This window comes from Sphingorhabdus sp., assembly GCF_044239665.1.
In the GTDB taxonomy this organism is placed as follows: domain Bacteria; phylum Pseudomonadota; class Alphaproteobacteria; order Sphingomonadales; family Sphingomonadaceae; genus Sphingorhabdus_B.
In genome coordinates, this window is sequence record NZ_JBIIBA010000015.1 from 24,322 (window position 1) to 48,222 (window position 23,901).

23 protein-coding genes are annotated in these 23,901 nt (G+C 55.8%); 10 read left to right on the forward strand and 13 right to left on the reverse strand.

Annotation, left to right across the window (positions count from 1 at the left end):
- Nucleotides 1–2 precede the first annotated feature (2 nt).
- Entirely contained in the window at nt 3–425 is a 423-nt protein-coding gene (locus ACILP3_RS06335; protein ID WP_395615814.1) for a DUF4112 domain-containing protein, read from the forward strand.
- A gap of 2 nt (nt 426–427) precedes the next feature.
- Here ACILP3_RS06335 and ACILP3_RS06340 read toward each other — a convergent pair whose 3' ends face one another.
- From ACILP3_RS06340 to fsa, 4 genes are all read right to left on the reverse strand, one after another.
- Entirely contained in the window at nt 428–1,123 is a 696-nt protein-coding gene (locus tag ACILP3_RS06340; RefSeq protein WP_395615815.1) for a ribonuclease T2 family protein, read from the reverse strand.
- A gap of 22 nt (nt 1,124–1,145) precedes the next feature.
- Nucleotides 1,146–1,994, reverse strand: coding sequence for a carboxylating nicotinate-nucleotide diphosphorylase (gene nadC / locus ACILP3_RS06345; RefSeq protein ID WP_395615816.1), 849 nt, complete (start codon nt 1,992–1,994; stop codon nt 1,146–1,148).
- Nucleotides 1,995–2,091: 97 nt separating this feature from the next.
- Nucleotides 2,092–2,727 (reverse strand): GTP cyclohydrolase I FolE, encoded by a 636-nt coding sequence (gene folE / locus ACILP3_RS06350; RefSeq protein ID WP_395615817.1) that lies wholly within the window; start codon nt 2,725–2,727, stop codon nt 2,092–2,094.
- A 155-nt stretch (nt 2,728–2,882) separates the two neighbouring features.
- Nucleotides 2,883–3,536 carry a fructose-6-phosphate aldolase gene (gene fsa, locus ACILP3_RS06355; RefSeq protein WP_395615818.1) on the reverse strand — a complete coding sequence of 218 codons (654 nt, stop codon included), beginning with the start codon at nt 3,534–3,536 and terminating at the stop codon, nt 2,883–2,885.
- Between the two features lie 147 nt (nt 3,537–3,683).
- Between fsa and ACILP3_RS06360 the strand changes: the two genes are divergently transcribed.
- Together ACILP3_RS06360 and ACILP3_RS06365 are read left to right on the forward strand one after the other, a co-directional pair.
- The gene (locus ACILP3_RS06360; protein ID WP_395615833.1) at nt 3,684–5,861 is read left to right on the forward strand and encodes a primosomal protein N'; all 2,178 of its coding nucleotides are present in this window, start codon (nt 3,684–3,686) and stop codon (nt 5,859–5,861) included.
- An 83-nt stretch (nt 5,862–5,944) separates the two neighbouring features.
- Nucleotides 5,945–7,891, forward strand: a complete 1,947-nt coding sequence (locus tag ACILP3_RS06365) for an alkyl/aryl-sulfatase (RefSeq protein ID WP_395615819.1) — start codon at nt 5,945–5,947, stop codon at nt 7,889–7,891.
- A gap of 19 nt (nt 7,892–7,910) precedes the next feature.
- Here ACILP3_RS06365 and mltG read toward each other — a convergent pair whose 3' ends face one another.
- The 7 genes from mltG to ACILP3_RS06400 form a co-directional block, all read right to left on the reverse strand.
- Nucleotides 7,911–8,912 carry an endolytic transglycosylase MltG gene (gene mltG / locus ACILP3_RS06370; RefSeq protein WP_395615834.1) on the reverse strand — a complete coding sequence of 334 codons (1,002 nt, stop codon included), beginning with the start codon at nt 8,910–8,912 and terminating at the stop codon, nt 7,911–7,913.
- Between the two features lie 83 nt (nt 8,913–8,995).
- Entirely contained in the window at nt 8,996–10,255 is a 1,260-nt protein-coding gene (gene fabF / locus ACILP3_RS06375) for a beta-ketoacyl-ACP synthase II (protein ID WP_395615820.1), read from the reverse strand.
- 148 nt (nt 10,256–10,403) lie between these two features.
- Nucleotides 10,404–10,637, reverse strand: a complete 234-nt coding sequence (locus tag ACILP3_RS06380; protein ID WP_295489694.1) for an acyl carrier protein — start codon at nt 10,635–10,637, stop codon at nt 10,404–10,406.
- A gap of 93 nt (nt 10,638–10,730) precedes the next feature.
- Nucleotides 10,731–11,468, reverse strand: a complete 738-nt coding sequence (gene fabG, locus ACILP3_RS06385) for a 3-oxoacyl-[acyl-carrier-protein] reductase (protein ID WP_295489691.1) — start codon at nt 11,466–11,468, stop codon at nt 10,731–10,733.
- Nucleotide 11,469: 1 nt separating this feature from the next.
- Nucleotides 11,470–12,273 (reverse strand): crotonase/enoyl-CoA hydratase family protein, encoded by an 804-nt coding sequence (locus ACILP3_RS06390; RefSeq protein WP_395615821.1) that lies wholly within the window; start codon nt 12,271–12,273, stop codon nt 11,470–11,472.
- The gene (gene fabD / locus ACILP3_RS06395) at nt 12,273–13,211 is read right to left on the reverse strand and encodes an ACP S-malonyltransferase (RefSeq protein ID WP_395615822.1); all 939 of its coding nucleotides are present in this window, start codon (nt 13,209–13,211) and stop codon (nt 12,273–12,275) included. Before fabD ends, ACILP3_RS06390 begins: the two co-directional genes overlap by 1 nt.
- Before the next feature lie 36 nt (nt 13,212–13,247).
- Nucleotides 13,248–14,084 carry an LD-carboxypeptidase gene (locus tag ACILP3_RS06400; RefSeq protein WP_395615823.1) on the reverse strand — a complete coding sequence of 279 codons (837 nt, stop codon included), beginning with the start codon at nt 14,082–14,084 and terminating at the stop codon, nt 13,248–13,250.
- 113 nt (nt 14,085–14,197) lie between these two features.
- Between ACILP3_RS06400 and ACILP3_RS06405 the strand changes: the two genes are divergently transcribed.
- The 4 genes from ACILP3_RS06405 to rplI all read left to right on the forward strand — a co-directional run bounded on the left by ACILP3_RS06405 (nt 14,198) and on the right by rplI (nt 17,113).
- Complete coding sequence (locus tag ACILP3_RS06405) at nt 14,198–15,592, forward strand: glutamate ligase domain-containing protein (RefSeq protein ID WP_395615824.1); 1,395 nt, start codon at nt 14,198–14,200, stop codon at nt 15,590–15,592.
- Nucleotides 15,593–15,755: 163 nt separating this feature from the next.
- Nucleotides 15,756–16,196 carry a 30S ribosomal protein S6 gene (rpsF, locus tag ACILP3_RS06410; RefSeq protein WP_395615825.1) on the forward strand — a complete coding sequence of 147 codons (441 nt, stop codon included), beginning with the start codon at nt 15,756–15,758 and terminating at the stop codon, nt 16,194–16,196.
- A 3-nt stretch (nt 16,197–16,199) separates the two neighbouring features.
- Nucleotides 16,200–16,424 (forward strand): 30S ribosomal protein S18, encoded by a 225-nt coding sequence (rpsR, locus tag ACILP3_RS06415; RefSeq protein WP_125229746.1) that lies wholly within the window; start codon nt 16,200–16,202, stop codon nt 16,422–16,424.
- A gap of 11 nt (nt 16,425–16,435) precedes the next feature.
- Nucleotides 16,436–17,113 carry a 50S ribosomal protein L9 gene (gene rplI / locus ACILP3_RS06420; RefSeq protein WP_395615826.1) on the forward strand — a complete coding sequence of 226 codons (678 nt, stop codon included), beginning with the start codon at nt 16,436–16,438 and terminating at the stop codon, nt 17,111–17,113.
- A gap of 165 nt (nt 17,114–17,278) precedes the next feature.
- Here the strand turns inward: rplI and ACILP3_RS06425 are convergent, their stop codons facing one another.
- Both ACILP3_RS06425 and ACILP3_RS06430 read right to left on the reverse strand, forming a co-directional pair.
- The gene (locus tag ACILP3_RS06425; protein WP_395615827.1) at nt 17,279–18,745 is read right to left on the reverse strand and encodes a glycerol kinase; all 1,467 of its coding nucleotides are present in this window, start codon (nt 18,743–18,745) and stop codon (nt 17,279–17,281) included.
- Entirely contained in the window at nt 18,742–20,271 is a 1,530-nt protein-coding gene (locus ACILP3_RS06430) for an SLC5 family protein (RefSeq protein WP_395615828.1), read from the reverse strand. The genes ACILP3_RS06425 and ACILP3_RS06430 overlap by 4 nt, the downstream gene beginning before the upstream one ends.
- Here ACILP3_RS06430 and ACILP3_RS06435 point away from each other — a divergent pair.
- The 3 genes from ACILP3_RS06435 (at nt 20,254) to ACILP3_RS06445 (ending at nt 23,827) form a co-directional block, all read left to right on the forward strand.
- On the forward strand, nt 20,254–22,536 hold the full coding sequence (locus ACILP3_RS06435) for an alpha-galactosidase (protein ID WP_395615829.1): 2,283 nt from the start codon (nt 20,254–20,256) through the stop codon (nt 22,534–22,536). The two genes, ACILP3_RS06430 and ACILP3_RS06435, sit on opposite strands and share 18 nt — an antisense overlap.
- Before the next feature lie 417 nt (nt 22,537–22,953).
- A complete protein-coding gene (locus tag ACILP3_RS06440; RefSeq protein ID WP_395615830.1) occupies nt 22,954–23,256 on the forward strand; it encodes a hypothetical protein in 303 nt (100 codons plus the stop codon).
- A gap of 328 nt (nt 23,257–23,584) precedes the next feature.
- Nucleotides 23,585–23,827 (forward strand): hypothetical protein, encoded by a 243-nt coding sequence (locus ACILP3_RS06445; RefSeq protein ID WP_395615831.1) that lies wholly within the window; start codon nt 23,585–23,587, stop codon nt 23,825–23,827.
- Nucleotides 23,828–23,901 lie beyond the last annotated feature (74 nt).

Here is a 23,901-nt window from a genome sequence, read left to right on the forward strand (position 1 = left end):
CAGTGCCGATTTCGCAGGAAGAATTTGCGCGTATTGCCAAGGATTTGCCGGGCATGGGTAATGACCCGCATGCCGTGCGCGCCCGTGTCGAAGCGCTTGAGAAGATATTGGAGCGTGCCTTTTTTATTCCGGGCACTAAAATTCCCTTTGGACTGGATAGCGTGATTGGTCTTGTTCCTGTGTTGGGTGACCTCGTGACTGCGTTGATGGGCGCCTATATGGTGTGGGAAGGCCGCAATCTTGGCATGTCCAAATGGCAGCTTATCCGCATGAGCGTCAATATCGGTGTGGATACTGCGATTGGTGCAATCCCCTTTGTCGGCGACGCGTTCGATCTTGTCTGGCGTTCCAACAGCAAGAATTTGCGGATCATCAAGAAACATCTCGATAAACATCACCCGGCAACGCGGATCATTGAGGGCTAGGCCTAACGCCCGCGCCAGATTTTGATCTGCGCTGTGGCAGGCGCGCGGCGCGTCAATGCTGAACACCGTCGGGGCTTGAAATCCTTGCCAAGACAGATGCGCACGTCTTGCAGCCAGCCCTTATTGTTGGTCTTCACGGTTATGGCATATGCGGGCAGGCCATCGTTCAGATCAGCTATTCTTTCAGCCAGCACTTGCGCCGTCAAAGGCGTCCCGCGTTCGGGTTCGCGGGATAGTCGCGCCATGTCGGGAAATTCAATTGCGTTGAACAGCAATCGCGCTGCTGCGAAATAGGCGTCCGGCTTTGTGGCCATGCAACTGCCATGCTTTGCCCATTGATGCTGCAACAATTGGGGGGACGGGCTGAGGCAGATATTGTCTGAGACTGTGCGCTTGGGCAGAACACCAACCGCGCGGCAATATTGCGGGTAGTTGGCCCCTTTGGTTTCAGGCCACAGGCCATGTAGGACAAAACCAAAGTCCCCAATTTCACCCGAACATTGGAAGCGTGCCGCAGGGTCGCGCATCCGCCCACGGCAATATTCCGGGCTCCAACTCAGTGCCAGCACATAGCCGTCTATTGCCGTACGCGTTATGGCAGCGGACGGCGGCAATTCCAAGGCCGGACGCGGGAGAAATCCTGGAGGCTGGCATTGCCATGCTTGCGCCATGGTCGGTGCCGGTTGGAACGCTGCCACGACACCGAAAAAGGCTAAAAGCTTAAGCCTGCGCAAAATCCAGCCCGATGTCGGCAGCCGGCGCGCTTTGCGTCAGGCGGCCAACCGAGATATAAGTGACGCCAGTCTCTGCCTTGGCGCGGATCGTTTCCAAGGTCACCCCGCCCGAGGCCTCAGTCGGCACGCGGCCAGCGATGAGCGCGACCGCTTCTCGCAACATATTGGCGTCCATATTGTCGAGCAGCAAATGGCTTGCCCCTGCCGCTAGGCCAGGTTCGATCTGCGCGATGCTATCCACCTCAAGGATGATGCGTTCAACCCCTGCATTTTTGGCGCGGGCAACAGCTTCAGCTACGCCGCCTGCAACGGCAACATGATTGTCCTTAATCATGGCCGCGTCCCAAAGGCCCATACGATGGTTCGTCGCCCCGCCTATGCGCGTCGCGTATTTTTCAAGCAGCCGGAGACCGGGAATGGTTTTGCGGGTGTCCAAAAGGATGCACCCTGTCCCTGCGATGGCATCGACATATTGCCGTGTCATTGTCGCAATGCCCGACAGATGCTGCACGGTATTCAGCGCCGAACGTTCTGCGGTAAGCATGGCTCGTGCATGGCCTTTTAAGCGCATGAGGTCAGTGCCTGCGGGCACTTGCGCACCTTCCTCGACCAGCAATTCTATCTCCATCAACGGGTCGAGCGCCTTGAAAAACGCAACTGCGATGGGCAGGCCCGCCACGGTTATGGCGTCGCGACTGTCCATGACGCCGTCGAAACGGAGATCCGCCGGAATGACGCTTTCGGACGTTACATCTCTTCCCGTCGGACCCAAATCTTCGGCTAGCGTCGCACGGACGAAAGCGTTCATATCAAATGAGGGAATGTGAAAAGGCATATCGCTGTTATCCGGCCTGAACATGGTTGGGGATCATGCCCCAAAAATAGGTAAGTTCGCTATCGCCAACAATAACTGAAAACCTTTTATTGCGGGGTCAATAGCCCATCAGGCTCATAACTTCCTTGCGGCTCGATTGATCGTCGAGGAAACAACCAATGAGTTTGGATGTCACCATGCCAACGCCATGCACCTTCACGCCGCGTCCGGTCATGCAACCATGCTGCGCCTCAATCACAACGGCAACGCCTTCTGGCTTCAAATTTTCCCAGATGCAGTTCGCAACTTCCGCCGTCAGACGTTCCTGCACTTGAAGGCGCTGGGCAAAGCCGTGCAAGACACGCGCAAGTTTCGAAATGCCCACAACCTTGTCGGTTGGCATATAAGCAATTGACGCCTTGCCGATGATCGGTGCCATGTGATGCTCGCAATGTGACTGGAAGGGTATGTCCTTGAGCAACACCAGCTCATGGTAACCGCCAACTTCTTGAAAGGTGCGCGACAAATGCGCTGCGGGGTCTTCGGCATAGCCTCCGCAATATTCGCGCCAAGCGCGGCCAACGCGCGCAGGGGTGTCGAGCAAACCTTCACGATCTGGATTATCGCCTGACCAGCGGATGAGTGTGCGAATGGCGTCTTGAACGTCATCAGGAACGACAATTTTGCCATTCTCGCCGATTTCGTCTTCATAATGGATGTGGGCGATGGGGAATACCTTTTCGGGCTTGATCATCTTTAGGCTCCGGCAGGCGAAATGCCCACCTCTACGGAATCGAAGATAATTCGGGCCGCCTTTAAAAACTATACGGACAATAGCCCATGGGGGCTGTATCGCAATATATGACTATATAGCGCCGGATACTGAAATACTAATTTTTGCCGAAAAAATCAGCCAATCGCCTGACCGGTTTTGGCCCAATCGGCCAAAAAGCCCTCAATGCCCTTGTCTGTTAGGATATGCTTGAACAGGCCTTTGATGACCGACGGCGGTGCAGTCATGACATCAGCACCAATTTTCGCGGCTTCAAGTACATGGACACCGTGCCGGACGCTGGCGACCAGGATTTCTGTGCCAAAAGCGTAATTGTCGTAGATTAGCCGAATGTCGCTGATAAGCTGCATGCCATCAAAGCCATTATCGTCATGGCGGCCAACGAAAGGCGAGACGAATGTCGCACCGGCTTTTGCAGCCAAAAGCGCCTGATTGGCAGAGAAACAAAGGGTCACATTGACCAATGTGCCTTCAGAGGTAAGTGCCTTGCACGTTTTCAGTCCGTCGATGGTCAACGGAACCTTGATGCAGACATTGTCGGCAATCTTCCGCAGGATTTCTGCTTCCTTCATCATTGTCGTATGATCGAGCGCGACAACTTCTGCCGACACTGGGCCATCGGTCAGTGCGCAAATTTCGCGCGTGACTTCAATGAAATCCCGGCCGGATTTGGCGATCAACGATGGGTTGGTGGTCACGCCGTCGAGCAAACCGGTTGCTGCCAGATCCTTAATGTCGGCAATGTCCGCGGTATCGGCAAAGAATTTCATGAGGCTATTTCCTGATTGGAGATTCGGTTTCATGTCTTTTGGCAAAATTTCGGCCAAAACAATAGGCCTAATGGTGCCAGACTTGCGATCGTGGGAGATGATCATCCAGATGGTGACGTTCGCTGCAGCATTGCCTATATGCGCGTTATGAGCTTGCCCACCAACCGCGTCCGTGTCGTCTTGTTGACACAAGCAATCGGCCCGCTCGATTATCGGCTGCCCGATGATATGACCGCAGGACCGGGCTGCGTGGTGATGGTCCCGCTTGGCCCTCGCAAATTGCCAGGCGTCATCTGGGATGATGATGTTTTTGGCGATGAGGCAATAGCTGCCAGCAAATTGCGCCCGGTGCTGGAACTGGTGGAATGTCCGCCACTGGGGCGGGGCTTGCGTCGCCTGATCAACTGGGTCGCGGATTATTATCTCACAAGCCATGCGGCGGTCTTGCGCATGGTATTGTCGTCGTCGGCTGCGTTCACCGCGACGGGAACCATCATCGAATATCGCCGCACAGGTTTTGAGCCTGCGCGGCTGACACCGCAACGCGCGGCCGCGCTGGACGCCTTGGAGGGCGCGCAAGGCCTTGTACGCGAACTGGCCGCAGAAGCGGGGGTCAGCGACGCCGTCATTCGCGGGTTGATCAAAGCAGGCGCGTTCGAACCTGTAACCATAAGCGTCGATTCGCCGCTTCCTGAACCGTTGGCGGACTTTGACACGCCGAAGCTGAACGATGCGCAGCAGTTGGCCGCGAACAGCATGGTCGAGGCGGTTCGCGCAGGCGGCTTTGATACCTTCGTGCTCGATGGCGTGACAGGTTCAGGCAAAACCGAAACCTATTTTGAGGCGGCAGCTGAGGCGATACGACAGGGTAAACAAGTTCTGGTGCTACTCCCCGAAATCGCGTTGACGGCGCCGTTCCTTGCCCGCTTCGAAGCGCGCTTTGGCGTCGAGCCGGCGGTCTGGCATAGCAATCTGCGGTCCACCCAGCGCCGCCGTGTCTGGCGTGCCGTCGCCGATGGCAGCGCGAAAGTTCTGGTGGGCGCGCGTTCGGCACTGTTCCTGCCCTTTGCCAATTTGCGCCTCATCATCGTCGATGAGGCGCATGAGACGAGTTTTAAACAGGAAGATGGCGTGCGCTATCATGCGCGCGACGTTGCCGTCATGCGTGGCCATTTTGAAGAATTCCCGGTGGTGCTAGCATCGGCCACGCCGGCGCTGGAATCGCGGCATATGGTGACCATTGGCCGCTACAAAGGTCTTGAAATTCCGTCGCGTTTTGGCGCGGCAAAGATGCCTGAAATCAAGGCCATCGACCTGACGCTCGACGCGCCGGACGCACAGCATTGGATTGCGCCGACATTGCTCAAGGCATTAGAAGAGCGTGTCGAACGCGGCGAACAGAGCCTGTTGTTCCTCAACCGGCGTGGTTATGCGCCGTTGACCTTGTGCCGGACCTGTGGCCACCGGTTCCAATGCCCCAACTGCACTAGCTGGATGGTGGAACACCGCCTCGTGCGCCGTCTTGCGTGCCACCATTGCGGCCATGTAATGCCCCCGCCGGAACAATGCCCGGAATGCGGCGAGAGCGATACTTTGGTCGCCTGCGGTCCGGGCGTGGAACGTATCAGTGATGAGGTGAACCGGCTATTGCCCCATGCGCGGACCATTGTTGCGACATCGGACACATTATGGTCGCCCGAAAAGGCGGCGGAGTTTGTGTCACGGGTCGAAAACAAGGCAGTGGACATCATCATCGGCACGCAATTGGTGACGAAGGGCTATCATTTTCCCGAACTGACTTTGGTCGGGGTGATCGACGCGGATCTGGGGCTTGAGGGCGGAGATTTGCGCGCCGCCGAACGTACCTTCCAGCAAATTGCGCAAGCCGCGGGTCGGGCAGGGCGGGGCGAAAAACCCGGCGAGGTTTTCATTCAGACACGCAACCCCAACCACCCCGTCATTGCGGCTTTGGTCGCTGGTGACCGTGATGCATTTTATGATGCCGAGACCGAACAACGCAAATCCGCTGGTGCGCCTCCATTCGGACGATTTGCAGCCATCATTATTTCGTCCGAAGATGAGCGCGAAGCCATTGAGGCCGCGCGCGCCGTGGGTGGCGCCGCACCGCAGGTGGACGGAATGATTGTCTATGGACCTGCGCCAGCGCCGCTCGCCATGTTGCGCGGGCGCTATCGGCAACGCCTTTTGGTTCATGCCCAGCGCTCGGTTGAGGTGCAGAATATCATCCGTCAATGGCTTGGCAGCCTTCAATTTCCGCGCGGCGTGCGGGTTGGGATCGACGTCGACCCTTACAGTTTTCTGTGATGCGGCGTTACACGCTCAAATAGCGGATTTACCTGATGCTTCTAATGCTGCATCGTGCGTTCAAAATTTGAGGGGAGTATAAGATGCACAAAATGATATGGGCAGCGTTATTGAGCACGGCGTCAGCGACAGGCGCATTTGCGCAAGATGCAAAGCCAGCCTCTGACGCAACGGTTGCCGCGCAACGCAGTGTCGCGGCGCAGCTTCCCGTTGAAGATGGTCGTGACCTCGATTTTGCCGACAGGGGCTTTATCGGTACTTTGTCCGACCCCGTCATCACCAACAAGGATGGCCAGCCTGTCTGGAACCTTGGCTCTTATGACTGGATGGTTGACGGCCAGTCACCCGATACGGTGAACCCAAGCCTGTGGCGGCATATGGGCCTATTGCGCAAACATGGGCTCTATGCGTTGACCGATAATGTCTGGCAAGTGCGCGGCTTTGATGTGTCGAATATGACAGTGATCAAGGGCCAAACAGGTTGGATCATCATCGACCCGTTGACCAGTCGGGATACCGCGGCTGCGGCGTTAAAACTGGTGAATGAAAAGCTGGGCACACGGCCAGTGACTGCAGTCATCTATAGCCATAGCCATGCCGACCATTTCGGCGGTGTGCGCGGGGTCGTCAATGAAGCCGACGTCAAAGCGGGCAAGGTTGCAATCATTGCGCCGGAGCATTTTCTGGCCGAGACTGCGTCTGAAAATGTCATGGCTGGTTCAGCGATGGGCAGGCGGGCGACGTTTCAATTTGGCAGTAACCTGACGCCTGGCCCGCAGGGACAAATGGGCAGTGGCATCGGCAAAGGCATTGGCGGCGGTGATCTCACGCTAATCCCGCCCACAATCGACATTCGCAAAACGGGCGAACAGCGCGAAGTTGATGGCGTGACGTTGGAGTTCCAAATGGTGCCACATACAGAAGCGCCGGCCGAAATGAACGTCTATCTGCCAGCCGCGCGTACATTTCTGGCCGCTGAAATTGCGACCTGCAGCCTGCACAATATCCTGACCCCGCGCGGGGCGAAAGTGCGTGATACGTTGAGCTGGTCGGTGTTTCTGAACGAAGCCGTCAACCTATATGGCGAGCGGAGCGATGTTATCGCGTCCAGCCATTGCTGGCCGCGCTTTGGTCAGTCGGAGGTCAAGGGCTGGCTGTCGGGGCAGCGCGACAATTATCGGTATATGCACGACCAAACGGTCCGCATGATGAACAAGGGTATGACCCAAGCGGAGATTGCAGAAGTTTTGAAGGCGCCGCCAGCAATTGGTGACCAATGGTTTAACAAGGGCTATTACGGCACTTACAGCCATAATTCGAAGGCGATTTATCAATATTATCTGGGTTGGTATGATGCCGTGCCCGCCAATCTCAATCCGCATCCGCCGGAAATTCGCGCCGCCAAGATGGTGGCGGCGATGGGTGGCGCAAAGAAGCTTTTGGCAGAGGCGAGAAAGGCGATGAAAGCGGGCGACTATCGTTGGTCATCCGACCTGTTAAACCAACTCGTGTTTGCGGACCCCAAAAATGTTGAAGGGCGGGCCTTGCTTGCCGACAGCTATGAACAACAAGGTTATCAGTCGGAATCCGCAATCTGGCGCAACATGTTCCTGACGGGCGCGCGCGAACTACGCGCAGGCATGAAGGCTGGCGTTAACACGCAAAGCATCGATATGATTTCGGCGATACCAACGGGTTTGTTGTTAGATTCGGTGTCGACTCGGCTGGACCCGAATATCATCGGCAATGCCGCGCTGGCGCTGAATTTCGTGATTTCTGACCGAAAAGAGACGGCGAAAGTCACGGTTGGCAATTCGGTGATGTTCAGCGAAATGGGTCATGCCCATGCCGCACCCACAGTGACGGTCACTGGCCCGCGCCAGTTGTTTTTAGCCTTATTGTTCCTGAAAATGCCGGCAGCGCAGTTACAGGCCGCTGGACTGAAGATTGAAGGCGACAGGGCGGCAATTGAGAAGCTTCAGGCCGCGCTTGACCCCATGCCGGGCGCGTTCAACATTGTGGAGCCTTAGGGTCAGAACCCTAAAAGGACTACATTTCCCCGCGCTGGCGGCGGATGGCGTACCATTTTGCCACATTCATATTGTGCTCTTGCAATGTGTCGGCGAATATATGTCCGCCTTTGCCGTCAGCGACGAAATAATATGCGCTGGTCTTTTGCGGGTTCAGAACGGCGGCAATGGCGGCGCGTGACGGGTTGGCGATAGGCCCTTTTGGCAGGCCAGCCATAGCGTAAGTATTATAGTCGTTCACGTCCCGGATTTCGGACTTGCGAATGCGCCGACTAAGCGACTTGCCCTTTGTGATGGGGTAAATGATCGTCGGGTCGGCCTGCAGCCGCATGCCCGTGCGAAGGCGATTGGAATAGACCCCAGAGACCATGCGCAATTCCGATTTAAGCGCCGTTTCCTTTTCAACAATCGATGCGAGTGTCAGCGCCTCTAACGGCGTTTTGACCATCGCGTTCGGGCTGCGTTCTGGCCACAACTCAGCCATCGTTTTTGTCATGGCATCCTGCATGCGTTTCAGGACCGAAGCGCGCGATTCATTTTTGTCAAAGGCGTAGCTGTCAGGCAAAACCGAGCCCTCGGCTGGTATGGAAATACTTCCGGTCAACTGCGCATTTGCCATGAGGCGTTCATACACCATGATCGAAGGCATGCCTTCGGGAATGGTGATCATGCGTTGCACGGTTTTTCCATCTGTCAGGATGGACAATATGTCAGAATTGGAGGCCTTTGTCGGAATGACGAATTCGCCTGCCTTGATGGTTTTAGATGCACCAAAAATCTTTGCCCGGCTGACAAATGCGTCGGCGGATTTGACCGCACCGCTTTTTTCAAGCTGCCGTGCCGCCGACATCATGCTTGAGCCTGGCTTGATGATTACAGTGGCCGCGCGCTCCAGCGGTCCGGGCGCAGTCCATCCATAAATGAAGTTGCCGCCGATGACGGCCAGCAGCAACGCCGCCGCAACGACCGCCCATTTGGCCAAACGGCGGCTTGCCTGTTTCCCATAATGTTTTGCCACAATTAACCCTTCTCACGCCCATCGTCAGTTCCCGCCTGCGCTGGAATGGCAGGTTGAGAGCGATAAGATGGTAAGAGCATGATCGTTTATTCAGCCAATTTCATGATGAGGCTGGCGTTCGTCCCGCCAAAGCCGAAGCTGTTGTTCAAAACAGCCTTCACTTCGCGTTTCTTGGCGACATGCGGAACAAGGTCAACGCCTTCGGTACCTTCATCTGGATTGTCGAGATTGAGCGTTGGCGGCACAATCTGGTCACGCAGCGCAAGGATGCAGAAAATGCTCTCCACCGCGCCAGCGCCGCCGAGCAAATGGCCGATGGCGGACTTGGTGGAGCTCATCGACACATTTGCCATGGCATCACCAAATAAGCGCTTTACCGCGCCCAGCTCAATTGTATCGGCCATGGTCGATGTGCCATGCGCGTTGATATAATCAATATCGGCAGGCGTCATGCCGGCCTTTTTCAGCGCCATCTGCATGGACCGAAACGCGCCGTCACCTTCGGGGTGCGGGGCGGTGACGTGATAGGCATCACCCGACAGGCCATAACCAACGACTTCGGCATAGATCTTCGCGCCGCGCGCCTTGGCATGTTCATATTCTTCCAACACGACAACGCCCGCGCCTTCGCCCATGACAAAACCGTCACGGTCCTTATCATAAGGACGGCTGGCGGCCTCTGGACGGTCGTTATAGCTCATATTGAGCGCGCGTGCCTGCGCAAAACCTGCGATGCCCAGCGGGTTCACAGTACCTTCTGCACCACCAGCCACCATGATGTCAGCATCATCGTCGCGGATCATCCGGGCGGCATCGCCAATCGAGTGCGCACCTGTGGAGCAAGCGGTAACGACGGCGTGATTGGGGCCTTTGAGGCCATATTTGATACTGACTTGGCCTGAGATCAGGTTGATTAAACGGCCATGCACGAAATGCGGACTGACGCGGCCTGGACCTTTTTCCGCCAGCAACAAGGCTTCGCTTTCAATGCCGGGTAGACCGCCGATCCCAGACCCGATGGAGCAGCCTGCGCGGACTTTTTGGTCTTCTGTCAATTCGGTGAGGCCCGCATCTTCTAATGCTTGGCCGGCGGCATCGATACCGTAAATGATAAACGGGTCGACCTGACGTTGGACCTTATGGTCCACGCGCTTGTCGGGATCAAAGCCCCATGGATGGTCCTTTGCCTTCACTTCGCACGCAATCAGGCATTTCTGGTTACTGGCGTCGAAATGCGTAATCATGCCAGCGCCGGACTTTCCGGCAATCAGGTTGGCCCAAGTGGTTTCAACATCTGCACCCAAGGGCGTAACCAGACCTAATCCAGTGACCACTACACGACGCATTGCGCTATCTCCAAAATCTAATCTTTACGGCCCGATACTGCGAACAGGGGCCAAAAAGCAAACGGCTTTCCGACAGGAGCGCTATTGACGCTAGCCGGAAAGCCGAATGAATTTCTAACTTATCGCGCAACATAAAGCGCGTAACGGCTTAACCGTTGCTGTTGATGAAATCGATCGCGTCCTTAACGGTAGCAATCTTTTCAGCAGCATCGTCGGGAATTTCAACGTTGAATTCTTCTTCAAACGCCATAACCAGTTCAACGATATCAAGGCTGTCTGCGCCCAGATCATCGATGAAGCTTGCGGCTTCTGTGACCTTGTCGGCTTCAACGCCCAGATGTTCAACTACGATCTTTTTGACCCGTTCCGCGATATCGCTCATTTTTTGTGCCCCTTATTGGTTTGGAGGATGAATTTCAGCTATCGCCCTAATGTGCAGATTAGCCGCTGGCAAGTGGCAAGCGATGCTTATGCATCAAAGCATCGCCATGCCGCCGTTTACATGGATTGTTTGGCCCGTAACATAACCTGCTTCGCGTGAAGCGAGATATGCAACGGCAGCACCAATGTCTGCGCCTTCGCCCATGCGACCCATGGGGATACGCGCATTTAACGCCTCTTTCTGCGCATCGGGCAGGCTTTCGGTCATTGCGGTAGCGATAAAGCCCGGCGCGACGCAATTGGCCGTCACATTACGGCTGGCGAGTTCTTGCGCGATTGCTTTGGTCATCGCAGTCAACCCGCCCTTGGACGCGGCGTAATTCGCTTGGCCGGGGTTACCCGTGGTGCCAACAACGCTGGTGATGGTAATAATTCTGCCAAAGCGCGCCTTCATCATGGGTTTAGTGGCGGCGCGCATCAGGCGAAATGTAGCCTCAAGATTGATGCGGATGACGTCATCCCATTCTTCATCTTTCATACGCATCGTCAAATTGTCGCGGGTGACGCCGGCGTTGTTTACCAGAATGTCGATCTGCCCCAGCTTTTCGAGCGCAGCAGGGACCAGCGCCTCAACGCTGTCCTTGTCGCCCAAATTGCAGGGCACGGCAACATGATCGCCGCTTAAGGTTGCCCTGAATGCTTCAAGCTTCTCCACATTGGATCCTGACACCGCAAGGCGTGCGCCTTGGGCGGCAAGCGCGTGGCAGATTGCGCTGCCAATCCCGCCCGATGCGCCCGTAACGAGCGCGGTCATGCCGGTTAGATCAAACATATCATTCTCCCTTAAATTCGGGTGCGCGCTTTTCCAGAAACGCGGTGATGGCCTCGTCATTGTCCGCAGTGGCATGCGCCAAGCTTTGCATTGCGGCGGACATTTCGAGGATATTTTTAAGGTCCGCCGTCTGACCCTCGCGCAGCAAGCGCTTTGTCATGCGGACGGCATGTGGGGGGTTTGCGGCGATTTTGTCCGCAACTGTCCGCGCGGCGGTCATGAGGTCGGCATCATCCACCACTTGCGTAACCAGCCCGATGCGCAACGCTTCGGCAGCATCGATAGTATCGCCAGTTAAGGCAAGCTCGGTCGCTTTTGAAAAACCGACGATGCGCGGCAACAGCCATGCGCCGCCGTCGCCCGGCGTAATACCCAATCGCACAAAGCTTTCGGCAAATTTGGCGGAAGACGCGGCAATTCGAATGTCGCACATTGTGCTAAGGTCAAGCCCTGCACCAATAGCCGCGCCATTGACCGCCGCAATGACTGGCACCTCAAGCGCTTGGAACATTAACGGCAGACGCTGGATGCCATATTTGTAATTGCGGCGGGTTTCCGCAGGCAATCCTGCGCGCAAGCCACCACTATCTGGGCGCATTTGTTTAAGGTCGCCGCCGGAGGAAAACACCGTCCCTGCGCCGGTCAGGATGACGCAGCGTACAGTCATATCCTGATCCGCCGCCATGAACGCGTCGCACAATTGTTCGACGACAGACACATCCGAAATCGGGTTTCGCTTTTCGGGCATATTCAGCGTGATGGTCAGTATCCCGCCATCGCGCGACTGTAGAATTTGGTCGGTCATTATATCGCTTTCAACAAGGCTTCGATGTCATCCATGCTGATGACAGTTGATGTGGTGATGTCTTCGCCCGCGCTGCGCTTTACCATAGGTGACAGTATCTTTCCGCCAAACTCTGTAAAATGGGTAACGCCGGCCTCCGCCATGGCAATCGCTGACTCGCGCCAGCGGACCCGGCCTGTAACTTGCTCCACCAATTGCCGGGATATGGTGTCGGGGTCGGACACAGGCGCAGCGGTCACGTTGGCGAACAAAGGCACCAAAGGCGCGTGGATGGTCGTTGTCGCAAGCGCTTTTGCCATGTCATCGGCGGCGGGTTGCATCAATGGGCAGTGAAAGGGTGCAGATACGGGCAGTAATATGCCCCGCTTAATGCCATGGTCTTTCGCCAGCGCGATCGCGCGGTCAATCGCGCCTTTATGTCCGGAAATAACGACCTGCGACGGGTCATTGTCATTGGCGACGGTGCAGGTCTCCCCTTCTGCAGCCGCAGCCGCCAAGCTCTCGGCTTTTTCGATATCTGCGCCCAGCAAGGCGGCCATTGCGCCGACGCCAACCGGCACGGCGGCCTGCATCGCGCGCCCGCGTAGCTTCAGCAATGCCGCCGTCACCGACAAAGGCAATGCACCAGCGGCACATAAGGCCGTATATTCGCCCAAGGAATGGCCAGCGACGAAATCGCATTTTTCCGATAACCGAACGCCGCCTTCCTTTTCCAGCACGCGCAAGGTTGCAATCGCATTCGCCATGATCGCGGGTTGCGCATTTTCGGTGAGCGTTAGATCGCTTTCTGGCCCATCGCACATCAACCGAAACAGATGTTGGCCAAGCGCCTCATCGACTTCCTCAAACACTGCGCGTGCGATCGGGCTGGCTTCCGCGAGGATTTTGCCCATGCCAACTGCTTGGCTACCTTGCCCTGGGAAAATAAATGCGCGCATAACTGCTCCTGTTGGTCGGTGTTTGTGCAAAATCGCCTATGGCGCGGCGCTGCATGTTGCAAGCCCGAACGGAACAATCCTGTTGTCTGCGTCATGGCCAATATCGGCGCGGCCCAGATAATCGATCCCCGTTTTTACGCACCAACGTTGGGCAATCTCCTCGGCAGTTTCGCCAAAGGGGCGGTCATTTTCGGGTACATCGCTGACGCGGCCAAGCCGTAATCCGGCGATCCCTGCGGATTGCAAATGGCTGGTCACATGAAAAAACGCGCGGTCATAGCCATAGAGATATTCGCTGACTTCTTCGACCATCAATATATGGTTTTTCAAGGCAGGCATTAACGGCGTGCCGACCATCATCGCCAAGGTCATCAGATTGAACGCCGCATATTCTTTGCCGGACTGCATATGTGGTTCAAGCGCGTGCGGCGATGCGTGCAGCATCCAATCGAGCGCGCGCAGGACGGCGGCCGCACCACCATCGCGACGGATATCGGCTGGCATCGGCCCATGGCAGACACGGCCTATTTTTGCGGCATATAACGCGCCGAGCAGGTTGCCGGCGTCGCTATAGCCCATATAGATTTTATCCGCCGCCGCTGAATTGAGCGCGGCAACGGCGTCTTGGGCGATCCGGCAGGCGCCATAACCACCGCGCACGAACCAGACGGCGTCAAAACCTGGGTCATTGGCGACATCCACAAATGCGGCGCTGCGCATTTCGTCGGGTCCGGCAAAATGCCCAGCCTCGGCAAAACATTGGTCGTGGAAAACGAGTTCCGCGCTCGGGTGGGTGGTGGCGGCAAGCGCAGAAACGCGCGCTGCGTCCTCGCGCGTAAATGGCGTTGATGGCGCGCAGATAGCTATCCGCATATTTCACTCTTTCCTTCGTTTGTCGCATCCGCCTTCGTTGGCGCGACGTGGTTTTGGAACAGAGCGTTCAGCGTCCCATTGCAAAAACTCGTTCCAACTCATAACCGCCACTGATGCACAAAAACAAATCCTATTTCTTCTGCGGCATTGGTGGTTCAGGCATGTTGCCCTTGGCCAACATTGTCCGCGATACAAATGCTGTTGTGGCCGGTTCCGACCGCGCGCTGGACCAAGGCCGGTTGGGGCCGAAATTTGCATGGCTGCAAAGCCTTGGCATCGACCTGTTTCCGCAAGACGGCAGTGGCCTGATAAACGGCGACCAAATTCTGATTGCGTCCGCCGCCATTGAGGACAGCGTGCCGGACATCGCCAAGGCTAACGCGCTTGGTTGCCAGCGCATGACCCGCGCGGAATTGCTGGCTAATTTATTCAACGCCGCCCCGCGCAGCGTTGCTGTCGGCGGAACCAGTGGCAAATCGACGGTGACGGGCATGATCGGCTGGATATTGACCGATTCTGGCCTTGACCCGACGATCATGAACGGTGCGGTGATGAAAAATTTCGTCGCTGATGATGCGCCCTTTGCCAGTGCGCGTGTGGGGCAGGGGCAGGCTTTCGTTTCGGAGGTCGACGAAAGCGATGGTTCCATAGCTTTGTTCACGCCCGAAGTTGCGGTGCTGAACAATGTCAGCCTCGATCACAAAACCCTACAAGAATTGCGGCAGCTATTCGGCGACTTTGCCAAAAAGGCAAAAGTCTGTGTCTGGAATGCCGATGATGAGGAGACGGTGGCCTTGGTCGCGACGATGGCATTGCAGGGCGCTGTCAGTTTTGGGTTTGCCGCTGACGCAGATTTCCGCGCAAGCGATATCACTGATCTTCCGCTCGGTAGCCGCTTTACCCTGCACGCAATGGACGACACTTATCCAGTGACCCTGATTGTCCCCGGCAGGCACAATATCGCCAACGCCCTTGCTGCAATCGCCGCCAGCGTCGCGCTTGGCGTGTCTGTCGCGCAAGCTGTGCGCAGCGTGGAGCGTTTCTGCGGCCTCGCCCGCCGCTTCGACATTGTGGGTACAGCGAACGACATCACGGTCATCGACGACTTCGGCCACAATCCGGATAAGATCGCCGCAACGCTCGCGACGTTGAAGGCGTTTCCTGGCCGCATTATCGCTTTCTTCCAACCCCATGGTTACGGCCCCATCCGCGTCATGGGCGCGGAACTTGCGGGCGTGTTTGCGGATAATTTGGGCGCGGACGACCATCTACTCCTGTGCGATCCCGTCTATTTCGGCGGCACTGTCGACAAAAGCATCGGTAGCCAAAGCATCACCGACGCAGTCACGGCTGCTGGCCGTAACGCGGAATATATCCCCAGCCGCGAAGACTGCGGCAACCGGATGGTCGCATTGGCAAGGCCCGGCGACCGGATTGTCATCATGGGCGCAAGGGATGATACTTTGAGTGCGTTTGCGGGGGATGTGTTGGGTCGGCTAGGGCGCTGAGCGCTGGCTATAGATTTGCGCAATCCCCCGAATCGCTTGCATTGCGCAGCAATCCCCCCTAAGCGCGCCACTTCGTTCAGGTCCGCCTGACGGAAAACTAAGAAGGCCGGAGGGGCGTATGCATGGTGCTGCGTCAGCGATCGGTAGGAACAAGGAAACGCCCATGCCGCTGTACGAGCATGTATTTTTGGCGCGTCAGGACCTTTCACAGGCCCAGGTTGATGCGCTGGCTGAAAACGCCACCAAGATTGTAGAGGACAATAAGGGCAAGGTCGTAAAGACCGAAACCTGGGGTCTTCGTACATTGACCTACAAGATTCAAAAGAACCGCAAAGCGCATTTCGTAATGCTCGACATTGATGCTTCGGGCGACACCATCGCTGAGCTTGAGCGTCAGACACGCATGAACGAAGATGTGATCCGGTACATGACCGTCCGCGTGGACGCGCATGAAAAGGGCCCATCGGTCATGATGCGCAAGAGCGACCGTCCAGAGCGCAGCGAACGCGGTGAGCGTGGCGGCTTTGGTGGTGGTGACCGTGATCGCGGCGCCCCTCGTGGCGACCGTCCAGACCGCGCACAGCGCGCAGAGCAGGAGGCTTAAAACATGGCACGTCCGTTTTTCCGTCGCCGCAAGTCATGCCCATTCCAGGGTAAGGATGCGCCGCAAATCGATTATAAAGATGTACGCCTGCTTCAAGGCTATATTTCAGAGCGCGGCAAGATTGTCCCATCGCGCATCACCGCCGTTTCGGCAAAGAAGCAGCGTGAGCTGGGCCAAGCTATCAAGCGTGCCCGTCACATTGGCCTTCTGCCGTACATCGTGAAGTAAGGAGCCGAAACATGGATATCATACTTCTCGAACGCGTTGAAAAGCTTGGTGCAATTGGTGACGTTGTCACCGTGAAGGACGGCTATGCTCGTAACTTCCTGCTGCCAAACAAAAAAGCGCTCCGTGCAAACGAAGCTAACCGCAAGGTTTTCGAAGCCAACCGCGCGAAAATTGAAAGCGATAACGCAAGCCGCCGTGATGAAGCTCAAAAGGCTTCGGGCAGTGTTGAAGGCAAGCAGATCGTTCTGATCCGCGCAGCTTCGCAAACTGGCCAGCTTTACGGTTCGGTCTCGGTCAAGGATATCGTTGACGGTCTGGTCGCCCAGGACGCCAAGGTTACCAAGAGCATGATCGTGCTTGAGCGCCCAATCAAAACGCTTGGCGTATTTGGCGTCAAGGTTGTTCTGCACCCCGAAGTTACCGTCAATGTTCAGGTCAACGTGGCCCGTTCGGACGACGAAGCTGAACTGCAGAAGGACGGCGTTAACGTTCTTGACCAGATGTTCGAAGCCGAACAGGCTGAGATCGCTGCGGAAGCCATCGAAGCACAGGTTGAAGCCGAAGTGGCCTCTGACGCAGCCGATGCTGCCGAAGCTGCCGCCAATGCAAAGCGCCGCGAAGAGCAAGCCGCCGCCAAGGCTGCTGCTGAAGCTGCTGGCCTTTCGGCTGAGGCAAGCGACGACGCATAAAGCGTTTGATTGCTGCATACAAAAAGCCGCCTTGTTGCAAGACAGGGCGGCTTTTTTGTGCCTTCATTGCACGTCATCCTGAACTTGTTTCAGGATCCATTCCTGCGCCTCAAACCGCGAAGCTGCATTTAGCGGTCCTGATCCTAAGCCCTTTGCGTCAGCGCATCATTGCAGAACGCGGGCGAGTGCATTCGCCCAGCCAGTCAAGCGGACGTCGCGCGCCTCTGCACCAAGCATCGGTGCAAAACGCGTTACCCCGCCCCGCATGCTCGCCGCATCCTCAAACGATGGGAATAGCCCGCAACCGACCGCCGCGAGCATCGCTGCGCCAAGTGCAGTTGTTTCGACAAAATCTGGTCGTTCGACGTCGATAGCGAGCATGTCCGCCAGATCTTGCGCCATCCAGTCATTCGCCACCATGCCACCATCAATGCGCAATTCGGCCCAGTCGGCACCATCGGCGGCAAAGGCGGTTTTGAGGTCATAGGTCTGATGCGCCATCGCCTCCAACGCGGCGCGGGCGACATGCGCCTTTGTCGCCGTAAAGCTCAAGCCGCTGATCGTGGCGCGGGCATCGGGACGCCAATGCGGCGCGCCTAGCCCCGAAAGCGCAGGTACGAGATAGACGCCACCATTATCGGTTACGCTGCGCGCCAGCGGCTCGGTTTCGGCGGCATGCGATATCAGGCCCAAATCATCGCGCAGCCATTGCACAAGGCTTCCGGCGACAAATACCGACCCTTCCAGCGCATAATGACGTTCACCATTTAACTGGTACAAAATCGTCGAGAGCAAGCGGTGGCGTGACTGGCGCAATGTCGTACCGGTTTGCGTTAGCACAAATGCGCCCGTGCCAAAGGTCGCCTTGGTCTGCCCAACGGCAAAGCAGCCTTGTCCTATGGTTGCAGCTTGCTGATCCCCCGCCATACCCGATATGCGGATTGCGCCGCCGAAATGCTCCGGCAAGGTTGTGCCAAGGTCGCCTGCGCAATCCGTAATCTCTGGCAATATGTCGCGTGGCACGCCGAACAGGTCCATCAACCCGTCATCCCATCCGCCGCTGCCAATCGCCATGAGCGCGGTGCGTGCGGCATTGCTGGCGTCGGTGATATGGCTTCCGCCCGTCAGCCGATAGACAAGATAGCTTTCAACTGTACCGACCGCCAGATGTGCGCCCGCATCCTTCAAATGCGGCCAATTTTCCAACGCCCAGCCAATTTTTGAACCCGAGAAATAGGGGTCAAGCAACAATCCGGTTTTTGCTTGAACCACGGGCTCTTCGCCTTGCGCCTTCATCGCGGCGCAAATGTCCGCCGTCCGCCGGTCCTGCCAAACAATAGCAGGCGCGAGTGGCTTGCCCGTGCGCTTGTCCCAGAACACCACAGTCTCGCGCTGGTTGGTTATACCAATGCTTGCGATCCGGTCAGCACCGCCCGCCTTGGCAACCATCGCTTGCGCGCAGGCAAGCGTCAGGTTCCAAATTTCTTCTGCATCATGTTCGACAAGGCCGGGTTGCGGATAATGTTGCGTGAGCGGGCGCTGGCAACTGTCCACAGCGGTTCCGTCCGCGGTGAATAACACGGCGCGGGTTGATGTTGTGCCTTCGTCAATGACCAATATAAATTCGCTCATGCCTCTGCTGCGCGCAATGCGCGTCCTTCCTTGGATAAAATGAATATCGCGCGGTTACCGAAAACCAGACGGTTTACGGCCAGCGCCATCAGCACCGAACTAACCAGCACAAACACCATGACGTCAATATAATGCAGCCAGGGCATGCCAAAATGCTGATAAAATGTCTCACCCACATACAAGGTATCGGGGCGATAAAGGATGAAATTGTGCAGCGCATAAATGCCAACACCGTAAACGAGCCCGAATATCGCCGCGCGCGCATCCACATTGCGGAACAGCAAACCGGCGATAAAGGCGGACAAGATCGGCATGGAGGACAGACCGTTTAGTTCCTGCAGCAAGTTGATGATGCTGCTGGCGCCAGCATATAAAGGCACCAATGCAATCGCGATGATGCTTGCCCCAATACCAACTGCGCGATTCAGCGTGATTGCGCTGGTCTTTTGATTGATAAATTTGCGGTGGAAATCGACAGTGTACAGCGTGATCGTCGCGTTCAGGACGGCCGAAAAAGTTGTCAGCACGGCCGCTGCAATCATCGCTGCGAACATGCCACTGGTCCAGCTTGGCAATACTTGCGCGACCACCATGCCATAGGCCCGGTCGCCGACATCGCCGAACAGTTTGAAGGCGACAACGCCGGGGATGACGACGATTGGCGGAATGATGAGGACGCGCACAATCGCGGCGGCCATAACTCCCTTTTGCGCCTCTCGCACCGTCGGTGCGGCCAAGGCCTTTTGCGTGATATTCTGATTGGTGGACCAATAAAATATCTGAATGAACAGCATGCCTGTAAACAAAGTATGGAACGGTATGGGGGAATCCAGACTGCCGATCATCGATACCCGTTCGGCCGGAACGCCGGTAAACAGGTCGAAATTTACCGCTGCCAAGGCCAAAATCACCACCGCCAGCGCCAGCGCCAATATGCCAACGCCGCTATAAGTATCGAGCACCGCGACCGCGCGCAGCCCGCCCAAAATCGCATAAGCCGCACCAACGACCGCAAAGAGGGTGGCGATGACGATGACGGGAATACCCGTGCCAAATAAGGACTGCATGAACAGCGATCCGCTATAGATAACAGCGGGCAAATAGATGAAGACATTGCCGATGAGGAATAGTGCCGAAATGACGGTGCGTATGCTCCCGCCATTATATCTTTTTTCCAGTAATTCTGTGACCGTCGTGCAATTGTTGCGATAATATATCGGCACAAAGACAAAGGCGAGGATAAGCAAACCCACAAATCCCGCCAATTCCCACCATGCGAGTAACAGCATTTGATTGCCGTTCATGCCCACCAATTGGTCCGTGGAAAGATTGGTGAGCGTAATCGCACCAGCCACGAAGAACCAGTTTAGCCCGCCGCCAGCCAGAAATATGTCTTTGTCGGTTTTGCTCTGGTCGCCGCTGGCGTGATTTTTCCCACGCACTTTAGCCCAAGTAAATACGCCAATGAGGACCATGAGGCCCACAAAAATGCCAAATTGGACAGCCGATTGACTGGCTTGGAACATCGCAATCCCCCATTGCTTGACGCGCCTTATTGCTCTGCGCTTTTGTTGGTTGCGAAACTAGAGCATGTGTTTGAAAAGGCAACGCGCCTAATTTGCGCGATTGTCGCAATTGCGATCGAGGGAGAGAATATTTTGCGCCACATGCGTTTTGATGCGCCAGATAGCTGCTTGATATTGGCCTGCGCCAAGGGGGCGCCATTGTCGGTTTTATATTGGGGCGCGGCCTTGCCCTTGGGCGTGGATGTCGCTGAATTGGCCCGTCTTTCCGAACGGCAAGGGATGCACGGCGTGGCGGATATGTCCTTGCCTTTGTCCTTGGCAATGGAGCCGGGGTTGGGCCATCCCATGTTCCATGGCTTTGCCGCGCATCGGGATGGCAAGGATTGGGGCAGTGTATTTGAAGTCGTCAAGGTTGAAACGCGCGATCATAACGCGAAGGTCATTTGCCGTGATGAACGCACGCGGCTTGGGTTGGCATATGAGATTGATTTTGATGGTGTAAGTGGCGTGCTGCGCATCCAGTCAACATTGACCAATTATGGGGCAACGCCGCTTGATCTCAACGATATGATGACCGCGTGCCTGCCTGTACCGGATACGATGACCGATATCATCGGCCTTACGGGCCGTTGGACGCAGGAGTTTAGGCAGGAGCGGGTGCAGCGCAATGCAGCAACCTATCTGCGCGAGAACCGCAGCGGACGGACATCGCATTTCAGCTATCCTGCTATCTTGTTGGCGGCTGCTGATAGCAATGAAAGCAGCGGCGAAGCCTATGGTTTTCATTTGGCATTTAGCGGCAACCATCGCCTGCGCGTGGACTCGCTTACCGACGGGCGGGTGTTGACCAGCCTTGGCGCGTTGCTGTTGCCCGGCGAAGTGCGCCTTGCGCCGGGAGAAAGTTATGCGAGCCCGGAAATTGTCGCGGCCTATAGTGACAGCGGACTCAGCGCGCTTAGCCGCAAATTCCACGAATATGTGCGGACAAAATTGCTGCGCCCTGACATGCGGGCCAAGCCCCGTCCGGTGCATTATAACACTTGGGAAGCGGTCTATTTCGGCCATGATGTCGCCACGCTGAAAGAGCTTGCCACCCGCGCGGCGCAGATCGGCGTAGAACGCTTTGTCTTGGATGACGGCTGGTTTGGTGGCCGCCGCCATGACCGCGCGGGGCTCGGCGATTGGACTGTATCACGGGACGTTTATCCTGATGGGCTTGGTCCGTTGGTCGATCATGTCACGGGCCTTGGCATGGAATTCGGGCTGTGGTTCGAACCCGAAATGGTCAACCCCGACAGCGACCTGTATCGCGCGCATCCCGATTGGATATTGGGCGTTGAGGGTGTCGAACACGTGCCATTCCGGTCGCAATTGGCGCTGGATATCAGCCGTCCCGAAGTTGCCGATTATCTGTTCCATGCCATTGACGCGATTCTGCGCGATCATGACATAAGCTACATCAAATGGGACATGAACCGCGACCTCAGCCATCCGGGTGGGCAAGACGGCAGAGCCCGTGCTTTTGCGCAAGTTCAGGCGCTTTACAATTTGCTCGACCGCGTCCGCAGCGCACACCCCTATGTTGAAATTGAAAGCTGTTCCTCCGGTGGCGCGCGGGCCGATATGGGCGTTTTGGCGCATAGTGACCGTGTTTGGACGTCCGACAGCAACGACGCGCTAGACCGCCAAGTAATCCAACGCGGCGCCAGCTTTTTCCTGCCTCCCGAAGTGCTTGGTTGCCATATAGGGCCCGCAAAATGTCATGTGACGGGGCGGCGGCTATCGATGGAAATGCGCGCAGCGACGGCACTTATGGGGCATATGGGGCTTGAGCTGAATTTGCTAACCGAGCGTGCGGCAGACCTTGATATGCTCAAAAAAGCCATAGATTTGCATAAAAAACACCGTGCTTTGCTGCATGAAGGCGACCTATATCGTTTGGACAGCGCGCCGCAATTGATCGCCAGCGGCGTCGTTGCGCGCGATAAATCCGAAGCATTTTATTCGCTCGCTTATGTCGCCAGCGATGCACAGGTTTTGCCGGGGCGTTTGAAGTTCGACGGTCTTGATCCGGAGCGTCCATATCGGCTCCAGCTTATATGGCCCATCGACTGGCAAGCGGTGAAAGGGCCGTCGGCGATTGAAACGTTGAACCTGACCGGCAAGGGCGCAATATTCAGTGGCGCGGTGTTGATGCAAGGCGGATTGCAATTGCCGCATGCCTTTCCCGAAACCTGCTTGCTGTTTTACGTCGCCGCCATCTGAAGCGCTTCAACGCAGTCGCGCCGATGATCACTTCGTTCCAGGGTCCATTTATCCTTTCTAGCTCTGGGCGTGCTGCACGATGGACCCTGGAACGACAGTCACCGAAGGTGAAACAAGTTTAGTGTGACGAAGTGGGAGGATGACGGCCCGCACCTGCTCAAATTACCGTGACAGTGCACTTAATTCGGGCTTAAAACGTAATGCGCAGCGTGCAATTTTAGTCCACTGTCACCCTTATTAAGGGAAAGATAATGGCCCAAGCCGTTGCGTAACGGATACAGTTAAAATACTGTATTTTTCTCTATTAAAAAATGTAATTTCATCAAGTTGCGGACTGGGTCCTCTTTGCGCTTTGCGATATGCAAACGTAATGTCGGACCGCATCGGGGGAAGTCTCGGTGCGATTAAGCGTCAATATTGTCGTTTTTTGTTCTGCGTATTCCTCTGATCCATATCATAAACCCAACTCTGGTTGGAATGAAGAGAGGATTATTTATGTCTTATATGAATACACATGCCGCCTTTGCACCCGCTGGCGGAATTCAGGAATTGAGCTTTGATGAGATTGATTTGGTGTCTGGAGGCCACGATTCTGTTGTTATTGACGGTGCAACCTACGGAGGAGCCATCAATGGTACGAGGAACGGAGTGCGCGGCCATTATGACGTTTACCATCTAGAAAATGGTTGTACTGTGTATGTCTGGAACTCCGGAAGTTGAAATCACTAAAAGTCTGATTTGAAATTAGCCCTCGCGTTCACGCAACGCCGAAACGGAATCGCACCTTATTTGGGAGGTCCGGTGAGCGATACAGTTGGTGCCCTACCCGGAAGCTGCTGCGTCGTTCGAGTTTCTAGTCAGGCGCTTAGCGCTATTAGGTCCATTTATTTTAATATTTCTGCTTAATAGTGCAATCTGGTAATTGACCGTATTGATTGGTATTTGAAGCAAAGGTGTGATTTTCGACTTTTTGATGTTGCATCTATTGAGGTTTTTAGATGCTGTGAAGTGCTTGAGTATTAACCTGTTAAAAATAGGAGTTAAGAAGATGCGCTTTTTCGTTATTTTGATTGCGGGTTTCATTACGGCGCAATCGCCTACCTTGGCTAATATACAGAAAAATTCTGATTGGTTGAGAATCAGTTCTCTGCCGGACGACACTCATAAAATTCAAAACGCCCTCCACATTCAGGAAACAAAGCTGAGATGGAACGGTGAAGTGATGTCGGACGACCAAGTTATACCAGCGTGCGCTGATGCTGACTCAGATTTGGGATTCCCAATCGGTTGAAAGTCTGATTCTATGTTGTTCTTCATTTGGAGGAGGTGACATGGGAGCATCGATTAGCTTGCGGGATGATTTTG

Coding starts and splice junctions, on each gene's coding strand:
- nadC (WP_395615816.1), bottom strand. CDS start 1,994: ATGCCTTTTCACATTCCCTCATTTGATATGAACGCTTTCGTCCGTGCG.
- folE (WP_395615817.1), bottom strand. CDS start 2,727: ATGATCAAGCCCGAAAAGGTATTCCCCATCGCCCACATCCATTATGAA.
- fsa (WP_395615818.1), bottom strand. CDS start 3,536: ATGAAATTCTTTGCCGATACCGCGGACATTGCCGACATTAAGGATCTG.
- ACILP3_RS06360 (WP_395615833.1), top strand. CDS start 3,684: ATGAGCTTGCCCACCAACCGCGTCCGTGTCGTCTTGTTGACACAAGCA.
- ACILP3_RS06365 (WP_395615819.1), top strand. CDS start 5,945: ATGCACAAAATGATATGGGCAGCGTTATTGAGCACGGCGTCAGCGACA.
- fabF (WP_395615820.1), bottom strand. CDS start 10,255: ATGCGTCGTGTAGTGGTCACTGGATTAGGTCTGGTTACGCCCTTGGGT.
- ACILP3_RS06380 (WP_295489694.1), bottom strand. CDS start 10,637: ATGAGCGATATCGCGGAACGGGTCAAAAAGATCGTAGTTGAACATCTG.
- fabG (WP_295489691.1), bottom strand. CDS start 11,468: ATGTTTGATCTAACCGGCATGACCGCGCTCGTTACGGGCGCATCGGGC.
- ACILP3_RS06390 (WP_395615821.1), bottom strand. CDS start 12,273: ATGACCGACCAAATTCTACAGTCGCGCGATGGCGGGATACTGACCATC.
- fabD (WP_395615822.1), bottom strand. CDS start 13,211: ATGCGCGCATTTATTTTCCCAGGGCAAGGTAGCCAAGCAGTTGGCATG.
- ACILP3_RS06400 (WP_395615823.1), bottom strand. CDS start 14,084: ATGCGGATAGCTATCTGCGCGCCATCAACGCCATTTACGCGCGAGGAC.
- ACILP3_RS06405 (WP_395615824.1), top strand. CDS start 14,198: ATGCACAAAAACAAATCCTATTTCTTCTGCGGCATTGGTGGTTCAGGC.
- rpsF (WP_395615825.1), top strand. CDS start 15,756: ATGCCGCTGTACGAGCATGTATTTTTGGCGCGTCAGGACCTTTCACAG.
- rpsR (WP_125229746.1), top strand. CDS start 16,200: ATGGCACGTCCGTTTTTCCGTCGCCGCAAGTCATGCCCATTCCAGGGT.
- rplI (WP_395615826.1), top strand. CDS start 16,436: ATGGATATCATACTTCTCGAACGCGTTGAAAAGCTTGGTGCAATTGGT.
- ACILP3_RS06425 (WP_395615827.1), bottom strand. CDS start 18,745: ATGAGCGAATTTATATTGGTCATTGACGAAGGCACAACATCAACCCGC.
- ACILP3_RS06430 (WP_395615828.1), bottom strand. CDS start 20,271: ATGTTCCAAGCCAGTCAATCGGCTGTCCAATTTGGCATTTTTGTGGGC.
- ACILP3_RS06445 (WP_395615831.1), top strand. CDS start 23,585: ATGCGCTTTTTCGTTATTTTGATTGCGGGTTTCATTACGGCGCAATCG.